This window comes from Verrucomicrobiota bacterium (assembly GCA_034440155.1).
Classification (GTDB): domain Bacteria; phylum Verrucomicrobiota; class Verrucomicrobiia; order JAWXBN01; family JAWXBN01; genus JAWXBN01.
On record JAWXBN010000014.1, the window covers coordinates 1 to 14,417 of the forward strand.

Sequence of the window (14,417 nt, forward strand, 5' to 3'; positions counted from 1 at the left end):
CGGTCACCAGTGCGCAGGGGGTAGCTCCACACCGCACCTTGCTCGGGGGCGAGGACGAGGGGGAGGGCGGAAACGATATATTGGTAGAGACTATAATCGGTCTGGTCGCTGGTGGACTGGATACTCAAGCGGCTGAGCATGGCATAGTCCATCCGGAGGCCACCACTCCCGCAATTCTCGATAATCAAGTCGGGGTAACGCACGAGCAATTTGTCCAGCCATCCGAGGAAAGCGCGGTTATGCCCGAGTAAACCCTCACCGAAACTCTCGGCATTTACCTCGGTGCCGATACCGCCATTAATATTATAATCCATCTTGATGTAACCCACCCCGTAGTCCTTGACGAGACGGTCGACGACTTTATCGACGTGTGCCACGACATCGGGATGACGGAAATCGAGCTGGTAACGGGCATGGTCGACGATGGCACGGCCATGGCGTTTGAAGAACCAATCATCAGGGACTTGTTTGACCATGGGACATTCGATACCCATGACCTCGGGTTCGAGCCACAGGCCGGGGATCATTCCTTTTTTGCGGATATAATCGATGGGTTCCTGGATGCCGCCGGGGAACCGCTTGGCACTGGGGAGCCATTCACCGACACTGGGCCACCACCAGTCGTCTGAATACCATCCGCAGTCGATGACGAAATATTCGCAACCCACTTCCGCAGCGGCATCGATCAGGGGCAGGAGTTTTTCAGTGGTGGGATCACCATTGAGGCAATTCATATAATCATTAAAGATCACGGGCAATTTGCGGTTGTCCTCATTCTCGCGGCGGATGGCACGGCGGTAATGGTTAAACTCATTGGCGGCATCGGCGACACTGCCTGCGATGGCCCCGACTCCAGAGGGCACTGTCGAAAAGGCTTGCCCCGGCGCGAGCAATTTGCACCAGTGCGACTCTTGTTCGGTCGGGCCACTGACACTCAGGTAGAGGTCTTTGCCACCGTCGGCGATTTCAAAATGCCAGGAGGCGTTGTGTTCGACCTGCCAGAAAAGAACGGTTCCGGCCTCGGTATTTTCAAAGTATCCGAGGGGTAACTGGTTTGAGGACGACCACGTGCCGACATTCGACCAGGCGAGGCGGTTAGTCGAGCCTCCGAGGCCGGTGAGCCCGAGATCGGGGAGTTTGTGGCGTTTGAACTGGGCTTCACCATACCAGGTATTAAACCCGAGATTAATAAAACATTTGTCATTCCAGTGGCGGGCACCTTCTTTGGCGATGCCGGTGAGGTGGAAGCTGGAGACAAAAATCAGGGGTTGGATTTCTGAGCCCCGATTAATGACCTCTGTCCAAGCTTGAAGGGCGGGTAGGCCATCGAAAAATTGCCAATGAACAATGACCTCCAGACCTTTTTCTTCCTTCTGGACGATTTCGATTTTGCGTCCCTGACTGGAACGGTAGTCCTTGTGTGAGACGTATTCGAGGCGGATACCCGGGCACGTCAGGGTGTGTTTTTGGCCGTGGTGCCCCCACTGGTTTTCCCCAGAGACTTGGATTTCCACGAGTTTATAATATTGGCCCAGGTCTTTGTCTTCAGGGACTTTTGCCGGATCAAAGGCGGCGGCTTGGAAATGGAGGAGGCGAACAGGCCCGGACTCGGGGATTCCTAAGACGATTTCGAGTTGGCCTTCAGTGATCGGGATGAGTTCTTTCATAGGGATAGGTAATACAATGGTTTTTTAAAGATTACGGACATCAATGATCCCCCATAGTAAAAGAGGAAATCATGTTTTGGAAAGAAAAACATTATTTGGTCACGCGGCTTTAGGGCTAGCGCACGACTGAATCCTCTACCGGACATATCCTCCCCACATCAATCTCCCGCTGCCTTGAGGCGCGGAGGATTTATTTTTTCCACTCGGTGACTTTTTTGAGGAATGCGTCGGCTTCTTGCTCGGAGCCAGCTGCGGTGGTGATGGCGACTCCTTCGGGTTTTAGCGTGGAAATGATCGCATCGAGGTCATTGTAACCGCACTCGATGATTTGGATTCCTTTGCCTGCATCTTGGATTTGTTTATAAACATGGATCCAGTCTTTGGGTGTGCCGTTACCTGCGCCAAAGACCCACTGGACAGCATCGAGTTTCTTCATTCCCAGAATCGCCGGGAGGTGTTGCAGGGCATTTGGTCCGTCGAGGTGGTAGATGGATCGGTCGAGGAATTCGATCTCCTTTTCGAGACGTTCGACAAAATATTTTTTATAGCTGCGCGGGGAGATCATGCAGGAGAAATCATTACTCGGTACATAATATTTACCTTCCGTGTAGAGGGGAGCCCAAGTCGTCGTCATGACCTGTCCTCCGGCCTGCATGAGGTCGTACTGGAGATTGTAAAATTCCTCAAAGGCGGGCTGGATTTTTTGCAGCAATGCCTCCACCTCATCGGGAGACTCCATCATGTCGATGCAAAATTGCTGAGGTTCACGTAATGACGCAGCTAAATCCCCGCCGGGATGGATATCGGTAATGCCGGTAATGAATTTCCCCTTACCCTTCTCGACCCCGAGCTTGATCAACTCACAGATTTTTTGGATGTAGAAATTATCCGGGTCGAATTTAAGCCCTTCCACCTGGTTCCAGTCATGGATCACCGGTTTCGACCAGCTGGTGTATTCGCTGAACTCGAGTTCCGCACCGAACCCGCAGGACATGACCTCAGGACCGAGGTTCGGGAAAAAAACCGGGATCGAGTCACCTTTCCAAAGGATATTTTCCGTAAGGGCCAAAGCCATTTCGACGGCGAACTCCACATCCAGCCAGCGTTCACGGTTTGAAGCAAATTGTTTTTGGGGCCAGGGTTGAGCATTGGTTTTAGCGGTGGGGATATGGACAAAAGGGCGGTCCAGCACCGAACAATTCCAGAAAGCCTCCATACGATTTAGGCTTACTTCGAGGTCGGGCTTTGTTTCGAGATAGCTTTTCATAAGGGGAGCATAATATCATGATGAGGGAGAGATTTCTTCCGGTAATTTATGAATATATTCCTGAATCCTGTGGTGCTCTCCGTTATTTTGTCTTTGCCATGTAAAGAGGACTGGGTTTATCTTTTTGCTCACCTATGCCATTTCCTACTGATATCAAGATTGCGCAATCGTGCAAGATGACACACATTAATGATATTGCGCGCAAGCTGGGGATCGATCCTGAGCTTCTCGAGCATTACGGTAAGTATAAGGCGAAGCTGCCCTTGAGCCTGATCGATGAGGACAAGATCAAACATGCCAAACTCATCCTCGTGTCTGCGATTACTCCCACGCCTGCGGGGGAAGGTAAGACAACAACATCCATCGGATTGTCCGAAGGCTTAAATAAGATCGGGCGCAAGACCACCGTGGTCTTACGTGAACCCTCACTGGGCCCGGTTTTCGGGATCAAAGGGGGGGCGGCGGGGGGCGGCTACTCGCAGGTGGTACCGATGGAGGATATTAACCTTCATTTCACGGGGGACTTTTCAGCCGTGGAGAAGGCGAACAATTTGCTCAGTGCACTCATTGATAATAACCTCCACAGCCGCCAATATTCCCTCGGGCTGGATCCTACAGCGATTTATTGGAAGCGGGTCATGGATATGAATGACCGGTCGCTGCGTTCGATCAGTATCGGCCATGGCGGGCGCGGTAACGGTATCCAGCGCATGGACGGGTTTAATATTACGGCGGCCTCCGAGGTGATGGCGATATTGTGTATGGCGAAGAATCTTAAAGACCTCAAACACAAACTTGGATCGATCTTTGTGGGATTCACACACGACAAGAAGCCGGTGTATGCGCGGGATTTAAAAGCGCAGGCGGGCATGGCGCTTTTGATGCGTGATGCGATCAAGCCGAACCTGGTCCAGACCCTGGAAGGTAACCCGGCGATCATCCATGCGGGGCCGTTTGCGAATATTGCGCAAGGCACGAATACGATTCTCGCGACAAAGATGGGTCTGTCCCTGAGTGATTATTGTGTGACGGAGGCGGGATTTGGCGCGGACCTTGGCGCGGAGAAATTCCTGAATATCAAATGTGGTTACGGGCACTTGGCCCCACAGGCGATGGTGCTGGTGGCGACGATCCGGGCGATGAGACACCACGGAGGTGCTTTAAAGGAGGAGTATAACACGCCTTCCCTCGATCGGGTGAAACGGGGATTCGAGAATCTGGAGAAACATATCGAGAACTGCCGTAAATTTGGATTACATCCGGTGGTGGCGGTAAATCGTTTCCCGTCGGATACTAGGGAAGAGACGGAGTATATCATTGACCGTTGTGCGGAGATGGATATCCGGGCGGTGGTGTGTAACGGTTTTGCCGAAGGGGGCGAAGGAGCGCGGGAACTGGCCTCGGCGGTGGTGAGTGAGCTCGACAGCGGGAGGAATCATTTTAAACCCCTTTATGACTGGAACCTACCGGTCAAAGAGAAGATCGGGACGATAGCGCGGGAGATCTACGGGGCGGAGGGGGTTGATTACACGGAGAAAGCGGAGGCGGGACTGGAAACCATTCAGCGACTGGGGATCGGGCACTTGCCGATATGTATGGCGAAGACTCAGAAATCACTCAGCGACGACGAGAAACGTATCGGGCGCCCGAGGGGATTCCGGGTCACGGTGCGGGAGTTTGAATTTGCGGTGGGAGCGGGATTCATCATCCCGATCCTAGGGGACATGATGCGGATGCCCGGCCTACCATCGGTCCCGGCCAGTGAAGGCATGGATATCGACGACGACGGCGTCATCTCAGGCTTGTCGTAAGGAAGTTATTCACCCAGCCAAATATTTGATCGAGTGAATATAAGGAGACCTCTTTTAGAAAGACTCGCCCCCCATTATGCCGTTAGTAACCGTCAGCCTTTCATAAATCTGGGACTCAGGCTATCGAGGTCATGTGGTTAGATACGCACGGGCAAACCCATTTCCACGATTTGGTTTGGCGGGATACCGTAATGGTCGCGCACGGGGCGGGCATTACGGCTCATGAGCCCGTACAGACTTTTTTGCCAGCGCCAGAGCCGGGAGTTGCCGCCGTAAAAGATGACTTCACGGTTAAAATAATAGGTGGTGCGGCCATGTTGGATCGGAAGCCCGTTGAGAGTGAGGATGTCGATGATCTGGGAAAGTTTCGGGGTTTCTATATATCCATGGGGCACGATGACGCGGGTGAAACCCTCACCCAGATCTTCGATTTCAATGTCTTTGACCATGTCCACGCGTGGAACGGGCTGGGTCATGATACTCATGATAATGACGCATTGATGGATGCATTGGTTATTCTTGAGATGATGGAGTAAGACCACGGGCACACCGGTCGGACGCCCGGCCATAAAGATGGCTGTACCAGCGACTCGGTGGACATGGGAGTCCTTGATGTCCTGGATGATTACGGGCATTTCTAGCTGGTTTGAGTAGAGGGTTTGCATAATGTGGGTACGCCCCGTTTTCCAGACGTACATGATGGAAAGGAGTGCGGCCCCGACCAGAAGGGGGAACCAGCCGCCGTCGGCGATCTTATGGATATTTGAAAAGAAAAAGGCTAAATCCACGATCATAAAAATCGTACATAACCCCAGAGCTTTCCAGACAGGGTAATGCCAGCGTTCACGGATCACAAAATAAAACGCCAGTGTGGTGATGGCCATTGTGCCGGTGACGGCAATGCCGTAAGCCGCGGCTAGGTTTTCCGTGGATTTGAACTCGATCACTAGGAAGATAGAACCGCAGGCCATCGCCCAGTTAATAAAGGGCATATAAATCTGCCCTTCGATATTTTCATTTGTGTGGGTGATATGTGTGCGGGGGAAAAATCCGAGCTGGATGGCTTGGCGGGTCAGGGAGTAAACGCCGGTAATGAGGGCTTGGCTGGCGATGACTGATGCAGCAAAGGCGAGGGCGACGAGACCGTATTTAATGACTCCCGCAGGGGCGATGGCGTAAAAGGGATTCGACAAGTCTGTGGGATTTGAGAGGACGTAGGCACCTTGGCCAAAATAATTCAAGACCAGGCAGGGGAATGCGAGGATAAACCAACCACGGGCGATGGCTGTGCGGCCAAAGTGGCCCATGTCCGCGTAAAGAGCTTCTGCCCCGGTGATCGAGAGCACCACGGCTCCAAGAATGAATGCCGCTCGTTCGGGGTGACCTCCCAGATAACTGATACCATAGAAGGGATTTAAGGCCGCGGCGATCCCGGGGAACTCGACGATCTGAAATATCCCGAGTACAGCTAGGCTCAGGAACCACACACACATAACGGGACCAAAAATCGTACCGATGCGGTGGGTACCTTGCCTTTGACAGGCAAAAAGGATCAGGAGTACCACGCAGGAAATCGGTACGATATATTTTTCGAACTCGGGGTTAATCGCCTTGAGACCTTCGGCCGCACCTAGAACGGAAATGGCCGGCGTGATGATGCCGTCACCATAAAGCAGGGCAGCACCAGCAAGAACCGTAAGGACAAATAAACTGGTTTTCTGGTTCGAGACACCTTTTTTTGTCAATCCCAAGAGTGCAAAGATGCCTCCTTCCCCGTGGTTGTCCGCCCGGGTGACGTAGAGTATATACTTAAAACAAACAACTAGTACCAGGGCCCAGAAGATGAGGGATAAACTGCCTTTGACAGCGGCCTCCCGCCCGTAGGCCTCACCGACATTGAGGCATTCCTGCATTGTGTAGAGGGGGCTGGTGCCGATGTCGCCGTAGACGACCCCTAATGCGCCTAAGGTTAAAATCCATTTACTCTTTGAGCCTGTTTCAGTTTTCATGACAGAATGTCGTAAGGAGTTAGGTTTTGTTGTGCTGGTACAGGGGTGTTTTCGCTGGCGACCAAGAATCGTTTTTTTGTTGGATCAATCATCACGGGCCTCGTTTGTATGATCCTTCCCTCTCGGGATAGATCGATTTTTTTTCAAGGCCGGTCAATCGTTCATGCAAGATGACTCTCACTAACGGCCCTTCCATGTGCCTGCGAGGTTAGCTGTCGGGTTAGGCCTTGGAAGTGGCCTTGTGTACCGGTTACCCGGCTTCATTCACCCCTGCCATTTTTTTGATGGCGGATTGGTTCCCCCGCGCCTTTTTTTTATTGGCTTCGGCGGCTGGCGGGTAAATTTATCTCAAAATTAATACTAAAATACAAGAAAGTAATTTTGAACGAGGAAAAATTTAATCAAGGTTTTTGTCGTGAAAATTCGATTCGATTATTTGTTATTTCCACATAAATGAAAATAGCTTTTCTTTCTCTCTATAAACAAGAGGCTGATACTGAAATGAGGAGAACTATTTTGGATTACTCAGGAGAATTGCCAGTCCGAGATATCGGACATAAGAATATGAATTAGAGGGAAGGTTTAGACGGTTGGACTTTTTCGAGTGTGACGCCGCTCAGGAGGTTAAAGAGACGGTCATTGATGTAGAAGTTTGTTTTTCCTACCCTGTGTTTCCTGACGAATCCGGCGGCGCTGAGTTGATTCAAATATTTCGTGGCCGTGATACGGGACACGCCCAGTTCTCGCATGATGAATTCAATTTTTGTGTAGGGGTACCGGAAAAGGTTATTGAGTAGGTCTTGGCTGTAGAGTTTGGGCAAGTGTTCCCGCAGGTCGTGTTTGGTTTGGATCATGAGGTCCCGGAAGGCTTTGACTAGGATGATCGCACTGCGCGATGTCAGCGCCACACCCTGGAGCATATACAGACACCACTTTTCCCAGCTCTGTCCCTCGCGCACTTCTTGCAAGAGGCGGTAGTAGTCGCCTTTGGTCGTGGTGATATAACGGCTCAAATAGAGAACCGGCAAATCCAGCAGGCCGCTACGTTGCAGCATGAGCAGATTTAATATCCGGCCGGTACGTCCATTGCCGTCATAAAATGGGTGGATGCTTTCGAACTGGTGATGAGTGATGGCCATCCGCAAGAGGGGGTCTAGCCCATCATCGGCATGGATAAAATCAATGAGATTGACTATCAATGATAATACCTCGGCGGGATCCTGGGGGGGCTCGTAAATCACCTGCCCAGTGGTTTGATTTTTGAGTACCGTGCCGGGCAATTTGCGCAGGCCCGCTTGCGTCTGTCCTAGCTCCGCGTGCACGGACAAAAGGGTTTCCAGCCTGATGAGTCCACTCTTCTGCACTGCATGATACCCGGTACGCAGTGCGCTGACGTAATGACGCACCTCTTTGGCCGCAGGTGACTCTGCCGATCCCGGCTGGAATGCATAGAGCTGGTCATGGGTCGTGATGATATTCTCGATTTCGGAACTGTCTTTTGCCTCCTGAATGCCCAGTGTGTCCAGCAAGATCGCCTGATTAGGCAAGGATTCACACAACCCTTTTAACTCGGCCAGATACCGGTGCGCTTCGGCCAATGCCGCCCATACGGCGCGTGTATCAAGTGTGGATAATGCCTTTAATGGCAGGGGTTCGGGTGTTTTCATGTAAAGAAATCGTAATTTTTCTTAACATACGAGTATATACATGTAAAGAAAATCGTTTTTTCTATATATGAAAATGAGTTCATGTATAAAAAATCGAGGAATGATCGATATGAGTAATTTGCGCGACTCTAATCATCCAAAGTGGCGTCGAGGCCGTTATGAAACGATTTGTACAAGGGGAGTCCTGCGTCCGCTCAGGGCAGGGGCTCGGGGCGATTTGCACCACGAAGGATGATGGGTGCGGGATGGGCCACTCATTGCATAGAGCGACCGGCCCTGCTTGCCGTATGTCGGATGTCACCGTGAAACTCTCGCCCTTCGTGGTAAAAATCGCTCCTCGCGACTGGAGGGGCAGGCTTCTGCATGCCCGGGGTTTCACGGACAAATTCCGGCTTGGTCCCGAGGTCTCGGACATGCGGAAGCATGTCCCTCCATCCAGAAAAAAACTCCGCCGCATCCTTCGTGCCCGCTTTTAACTTTCGACTTCCTTCCCCTCCATCCAGAAAACCCCCCTCCGCCTCCTTCGTGCCATGAGTGATAAAATCTCCCCTTTTAAAAAATCTGTGCTCATCGGCGTTAATCTGTGGTTAATCTCCACCTCCTTCGTGCCCTATACACAGAGCGCCATTTCAGTGTGACCTCTATTCAGAATTGATTGATCATCACCGAAACTTGATTAAAAGGTTTACTGAGATAATATCACAGCAACATTCAAAAGAACATTTAGAGGATGCCGAGACAATCCAGATACAGACTACAGATGGTAAACTCGTGGATATCGATCGAGCAGATCTGGAAAAATAAGTAAAGCTTATCACTTCGCCCTACTCCTGTTTGATCGCCTGTGGGGTAATAGGGGGAGGGGTCATGGTGTCGGGGAAAGTCTGATGGAGTAACTCGACGACTTTGAGGCGGTTAAATGAGATGAGGGCGCCCAAGACAAAGATAATCAAGGTATAAACAATGATCGTGGGTGCCAGCAAGGAGTAAGAGAGGATGACATTACCTATAGAGATGCACCCCCATCTGGATGGCCGCCATGACCTAGTCACCGGCCTGTATTTGGCGGGAGATTTTTTGATCATGGTCTCCCGCTTTTTTGTGCGGCGGAAAAAATCTCATCTGAGTGAGGGGACTGGACAAAACGGGTGAGGATGGCAGCGAGGATCATGGCGATGCCAACGGCTATGGAGGGGGTGGGGAAGACAAATGTTTGATGGTCGATGTCCCGTTTTGGTTTCATACCACCGCCTACCAGACGTCCGCCATTTTTCAGAAACGATTCGGGGGGGCATCGAGCTTATAGCCTGCTTTCAGCCGGAGCAAAACCACTCGACCGTCTTGTGAAGAGGGTGGTTTTTGATTTTAGAAAGTCACACCGGCCTGTGCGCCGAGGACGAGGGCATTTGGGATATGACCTGTGCCGCCGGGGTTGATCACCCATTGGATATTGGGCTGGATATAGATGAATTTGGTCATGTTATAGCGATAGCCCCATTCAAACACCATTTCGTATTCTGGATACCCTTTGCCGGTGGATTGAATCGTGCGGGCGTAGTTATCGCTGAAATCACCGTAGATGAGTCCAAAGATGGTGCTGTCCGTGTCACGGGTGGGAATAAGCCCGGTGTAGATGGCGCCGGCATTCACTTGGAAAGGCAGTTTCGCATAGCTTTCTTGGGGAGATAGGACGGCGCAGGACCAGAGGGTGAGGCCTTGGTCGGTACCGGGGGATTCTTTCCAGACCATTTGGTCGGCGTGTGCGTAGAGTCCATAGGCATTTGAACCCGTTTCAGTCGTACCAAATTGCGCATATTGCGCGGGGGAGAAATAAGTGCCCACCCAGTAGTGGCCTTTGTAACCATTCATTTCTGTGGCGTCATTAGCGAGTTTATCACTTCCTGAGGAGGGCACCCTTTGTTTATGAAATTCCGGGGTCCAAGCCGCTTGACCGATCATGGTGACTCCGTCGCTCGAGTTTATTCCCCAATCCAGGCCGTGACTTTCGACGAGATTGAGCTGGGTCACCTGATAGATGCCGCCCATGAAATTAAACTCAGGACTGGGATCGACGCGGAATCGGGCACCCCAGGTGGCGGCCGGGTAGGAGTAATAACCGGTATTCACCGGCAGAGCTTGGGGGTTACCATCGATGCCGTTATTCATATACATCCAGTAGATCGGGGAGGTGGCGAAATCGTCGCCGGTGCCGAAACGCCCGAGCTTGATGTCGAGTTTGTCGTTAAAGAGTTTTTGCTCGAGGAAAAGCGCGTAGAAGACCGGTACCTGACTGCCGTAGATTTGTTGGACGGTGAATTGGTTGCCGATATTGGCGGACGAAAGGCTCGCTCCATCACGGTTGAGGCCGCTCATTTCGAGTTTTAACCCGTGGAGTCCCACGAGTTTTTCAAAATCGATATCCATCCCGAAATAAGAGTTATCCGTGTAGGTGAATCCCTGGCTCATGCCGCCTGTGGGATTCCCCGCGAGGTCGGTGGTGTAGTTAATATTAAAGGTGATTCCCTTGTCTGCCAAAGTCTTGCGCGCCCCCCACCATTCACCGGTGAGATAATCGCCATTCCACCATTGTTTCAGGTCGGAGGATGAGCAATAAGCGGGGATTTTATTTGTCGTGTTACAAACCGGGGTCAGCTCTTTGCCGTGGAGTTGAAATGCGACGAGTGTAAAACAGAGAAAAAGGAAGGGATTTTTCATATTGTTCTGTTGACATTATGATAATCATAAAGATTTACAACCGTTGATTTCAATAATTGTGATTCTACGGGAGTAAATAAATCTATTTTTTGTAATGGCAAAGTATCTGCGCAATTTGCCCTGAGAAAAATGCCAAAGAATGATTGAAAAGGCCGAGGATTGTGGGCAAGTTTTTTATTGTTTAAGGATACCGGACTGGTGCCGGATAGGGTGACATTTTAATTTTTACACAAGGAGAGATATTATGCGTATCGGAATGATCGGACTCGGACGGATGGGGGCAAATATGGTGCAACGTTTAATCAAAGCGGGGCATGAGCTCGTGGTATGGGACATGAATACCGCGGCGGTAAATGATTTGGCGGCCAAAGGCGCGATTGCGGCAAAAGACCCGGCTGATTTGGTCTCAAAGCTTCCTTCCCCCAAAGCGGTGTGGATGATGATCCCGGCGGCTTATGTGGATGACACGATCGCTAAACTCGCACCCCTCTTGGCGAAGGGCGATATTTTGATCGATGGCGGGAATTCTTATTACAAGGACGATATCCGCCGTTCCAAAGAGCTGGCGATAAATGGCATTCATTATGTGGATGTAGGAACCTCCGGTGGTGTGTGGGGGCTCGAACGCGGGTATTGTGAAATGATCGGGGGCAGTAATGAAGCGGTTAGTTATCTGGACCCGATCTTGAAGGCATTAGCTCCTGGTAAAGGGACGACTCCGGTGACCCCCGGGCGCAAGGCAAATAAAGGGACGGCAGAAGAAGGTTATCTCCATTGTGGGGCATCAGGGGCCGGGCACTTTGTGAAAATGGTGCATAATGGGATCGAATACGGCTTGATGGCTGCTTATGCCGAGGGCTTGAATATTTTGAAGAATGCTAATGCCGGAAAAGTAACCCGTGAAAAAGACGCGGAGACTACCCCGCTGCGTGAACCGGAAGCTTACCAATACGATCTGGACTTACCCGAAATTGCTGAGGTGTGGCGCCGCGGGAGTGTCGTGTCGAGCTGGTTATTAGACCTCACGGCAGATGCTTTGGCCAAAGATCCGGGATTGGATTCTTTCAGCGGACGAGTGAGTGACTCTGGTGAAGGCCGCTGGACTGTGGATGCCGCCATCGATGAGGGTGTGCCTGCTTATGTCCTGACAGCCGCGCTCTTTGAGCGTTTTTCGAGCCGGGACCTAGCGGTTTTTGCCGACAAGGTTTGTTCCGCTATGCGTTATGAATTTGGCGGGCACCACGAGAAACCTTCGGAGTAATCCAGAGTAAAGGGGCCGAGATCCCTTGCGAAATCCAAAACCCAGGAATCATGCGTATGGCGAAATCCTTTTCAGATTTAAGCCCGTCGGAAGTATTAGCCTTGGCCATCTCGCTAGAGGAAGATGATGCCCGGATATACGGGGATTTTGCCGCGCGCCTAAAGGAGACCTATCCCGATACCGCAAAAATGCTCGAGACCATGCGCGATGAGGAAAAGACCCACGCCGCACGCCTCATCGAGATGCACCGCCGCCGTTATGGCGACATGATCCCCTATATCCAGAGGCAGAATGTGAAAGGGTTCATCACGCGTAAACCCCTCTGGCTGGCCCGGACCCTGAGTGTGCCCCAGGTGCGATCCATGGTGGAGGTGATGGAGGCAGAGTCCCTGAGATTTTACCAGACGGCGGCTAAACGGAGCAATGATCTGGTCGTCCGGGCGTTATTGGATGATTTAGCGGCCATCGAGCAGGGGCATGAAACGCTGGCGGCTGGGCTCCAGCAGGATTTAAAGGAGTCCGGTGCCGCAGGGCGTGAGGAAGAAACCGCCCGCCGCCTATTCGTGCTCCAGGTGATCCAGCCCGGGCTTGCGGGATTAATGGACGGCTCGGTATCCACGCTGGCCCCGGTCTTTGCCGCGGCTTATGCGACGAAGGACAGCGGGGACGCTTTTCTGGTGGGGCTGGCTGCCTCGATCGGTGCGGGTATCAGCATGGGATTTGCCGAAGCATTATCCGACGACGGGGTCTTGAGCGGGCGCGGTCATCCCTGGGTGAGGGGTATCATTTGTGGACTCATGACTGGCCTAGGAGGTATCGGGCATACCTTACCCTTTTTAATCGGGAGTTTCCACATGGCGATGATTGTGGCTGTGGGTGTCGTAGCCGTGGAGCTCGCCATCATTTCCTGGATACGTCATAAATATATGGATACCCCTTTATTATCCGCCGCCTTCCAGGTCGTCGTCGGAGGTGTCCTCGTCTTTATTACCGGGATCGTGATTGGTTCATCATGAGGGCATTTTGCCCCGCTTTCATAAAGAGCAAATTGCACTTTCGTACGGAATATGGTGGAGTAGTCCTGCATGAGTAAAGAGTCAGAGTGTCAAAAAATAAGAGTCACAGGCAGCGGTACAGGCTTGGGTGCTTACGCTCTCGCGGCGACGGGGGGATGTGTGGATGCTGTTGGTTTTTTAGCTCTGGGCGGACTTTTTGTTTCGCACATGAGCGGAAATAGCGCGGCATTTGGGGCTTATTTCGGGCAGGGGCAATTTGCTTTGGGCTTACCTCATTTCATGGCGGTTCCAGTTTTTGTCTTGGGGTTACTCTTCGGGAATTATTTTGTGTTACACGAGACGTCCGGACGACGTTGTGCCACCCTGCTTTTTTTGGAGGCTCTTTTGATCAGCTCCTTTTTGGTTGCTGTTTTTTTCATAGGGGAACCGGCGAAGGGATCCGGAATTTATTATCTGGTTTGCCCCCTGCTCCTTTTTGCGATGGGAATGCAAAATGCCGTCCTGAGGGGATTGGGACACTCGACATTTGCCACGACCTATGTCACCGGGGTACTGGACCGGTTTGCCCAGTCGGTGGCGAAGTTCTTTCGCCACACCGATGTCCGCCTGCGTAAAGAGGCCATTAACGATGCCCGTGTGTCGATTTGTGTCTGGAGCGCCTATGCCCTCGGTGCGGTCGCCGGGAGTGCAGGAATGTTTTTTGCCGGGACCGGGATCCTGCTTGTGCCTGTGGTGCTCCTTTTAGTATTTGCTTGGCGGGTGCGCAAGGGTGTGTGACACGGGGTACCTAAAATATCCTGTAGTGTTTACTCCCCCCGGGTGAGGAATCAGTCACACCGGATGAAAAGGGTTTCTCGCGAAGGCCGCCAAGGACCCAAAGTTTTTTTAAATTTCCGCATGTAGGGCGACCGGCTCGGGTTGCCTTCTGGGGAGCAATTTGCACCATGAAGCGCACGAAAGGCACGAAGGCCATAAAGTTTTTTGAATTTCCGCATGTAGGACGA

Annotated in this window: 13 protein-coding genes and 1 riboswitch; of the genes, 5 read left to right on the forward strand and 8 right to left on the reverse strand. The window is 51.8% G+C overall.

Annotated features, from left to right (window positions below; genetic code table 11):
- Positions 1–1,667 (reverse strand): glycoside hydrolase family 36 protein (locus tag SGI98_01345; protein MDZ4742046.1); only part of this gene is annotated, 1,667 nt, incomplete at its 3' end.
- Between the two features lie 190 nt (positions 1,668–1,857).
- A complete protein-coding gene (locus SGI98_01350) occupies positions 1,858–2,934 on the reverse strand; it encodes a trimethylamine corrinoid protein 2 (protein MDZ4742047.1) in 1,077 nt (358 codons plus the stop codon).
- A 134-nt stretch (positions 2,935–3,068) separates the two neighbouring features.
- Between SGI98_01350 and SGI98_01355 the strand changes: the two genes are divergently transcribed.
- Complete coding sequence (locus tag SGI98_01355; protein MDZ4742048.1) at positions 3,069–4,745, forward strand: formate--tetrahydrofolate ligase; 1,677 nt, start codon at positions 3,069–3,071, stop codon at positions 4,743–4,745.
- A gap of 137 nt (positions 4,746–4,882) precedes the next feature.
- Here the strand turns inward: SGI98_01355 and SGI98_01360 are convergent, their stop codons facing one another.
- Together SGI98_01360 and SGI98_01365 are read right to left on the reverse strand one after the other, a co-directional pair.
- Positions 4,883–6,754, reverse strand: a complete 1,872-nt coding sequence (locus SGI98_01360; GenBank protein ID MDZ4742049.1) for a KUP/HAK/KT family potassium transporter — start codon at positions 6,752–6,754, stop codon at positions 4,883–4,885.
- A gap of 183 nt (positions 6,755–6,937) precedes the next feature.
- Positions 6,938–7,093, reverse strand: a riboswitch (cyclic di-AMP (ydaO/yuaA leader).
- A gap of 230 nt (positions 7,094–7,323) precedes the next feature.
- The gene (locus SGI98_01365) at positions 7,324–8,421 is read right to left on the reverse strand and encodes a Fic family protein (GenBank protein ID MDZ4742050.1); all 1,098 of its coding nucleotides are present in this window, start codon (positions 8,419–8,421) and stop codon (positions 7,324–7,326) included.
- Between the two features lie 158 nt (positions 8,422–8,579).
- Here SGI98_01365 and SGI98_01370 point away from each other — a divergent pair, with 158 nt between their 5' ends.
- Complete coding sequence (locus SGI98_01370; GenBank protein MDZ4742051.1) at positions 8,580–8,897, forward strand: hypothetical protein; 318 nt, start codon at positions 8,580–8,582, stop codon at positions 8,895–8,897.
- Positions 8,898–9,245: 348 nt separating this feature from the next.
- On the opposite strand, the gene SGI98_01375 is transcribed toward SGI98_01370, so the two are convergent.
- The 3 genes from SGI98_01375 to SGI98_01385 all read right to left on the reverse strand — a co-directional run bounded on the left by SGI98_01375 (position 9,246) and on the right by SGI98_01385 (position 11,136).
- On the reverse strand, positions 9,246–9,506 hold the full coding sequence (locus tag SGI98_01375) for a hypothetical protein (protein MDZ4742052.1): 261 nt from the start codon (positions 9,504–9,506) through the stop codon (positions 9,246–9,248).
- On the reverse strand, positions 9,503–9,664 hold the full coding sequence (locus tag SGI98_01380; GenBank protein ID MDZ4742053.1) for a hypothetical protein: 162 nt from the start codon (positions 9,662–9,664) through the stop codon (positions 9,503–9,505). The genes SGI98_01375 and SGI98_01380 overlap by 4 nt, the downstream gene beginning before the upstream one ends.
- Positions 9,665–9,786: 122 nt before the next feature.
- A complete protein-coding gene (locus SGI98_01385; GenBank protein MDZ4742054.1) occupies positions 9,787–11,136 on the reverse strand; it encodes a carbohydrate porin in 1,350 nt (449 codons plus the stop codon).
- A gap of 244 nt (positions 11,137–11,380) precedes the next feature.
- On the opposite strand from SGI98_01385, the gene gnd reads away from it, so the two are divergent.
- From gnd to SGI98_01400, 3 genes are all read left to right on the forward strand, one after another.
- Positions 11,381–12,397 carry a decarboxylating 6-phosphogluconate dehydrogenase gene (gene gnd, locus SGI98_01390; GenBank protein MDZ4742055.1) on the forward strand — a complete coding sequence of 339 codons (1,017 nt, stop codon included), beginning with the start codon at positions 11,381–11,383 and terminating at the stop codon, positions 12,395–12,397.
- Positions 12,398–12,453: 56 nt separating this feature from the next.
- Complete coding sequence (locus SGI98_01395; protein MDZ4742056.1) at positions 12,454–13,413, forward strand: ferritin family protein; 960 nt, start codon at positions 12,454–12,456, stop codon at positions 13,411–13,413.
- A 69-nt stretch (positions 13,414–13,482) separates the two neighbouring features.
- Positions 13,483–14,190, forward strand: a complete 708-nt coding sequence (locus tag SGI98_01400) for a YoaK family protein (protein ID MDZ4742057.1) — start codon at positions 13,483–13,485, stop codon at positions 14,188–14,190.
- A gap of 10 nt (positions 14,191–14,200) precedes the next feature.
- On the opposite strand, the gene SGI98_01405 is transcribed toward SGI98_01400, so the two are convergent.
- A partial coding sequence (locus tag SGI98_01405) for a hypothetical protein (GenBank protein MDZ4742058.1) occupies positions 14,201–14,417 on the reverse strand: 217 nt, incomplete at its 5' end.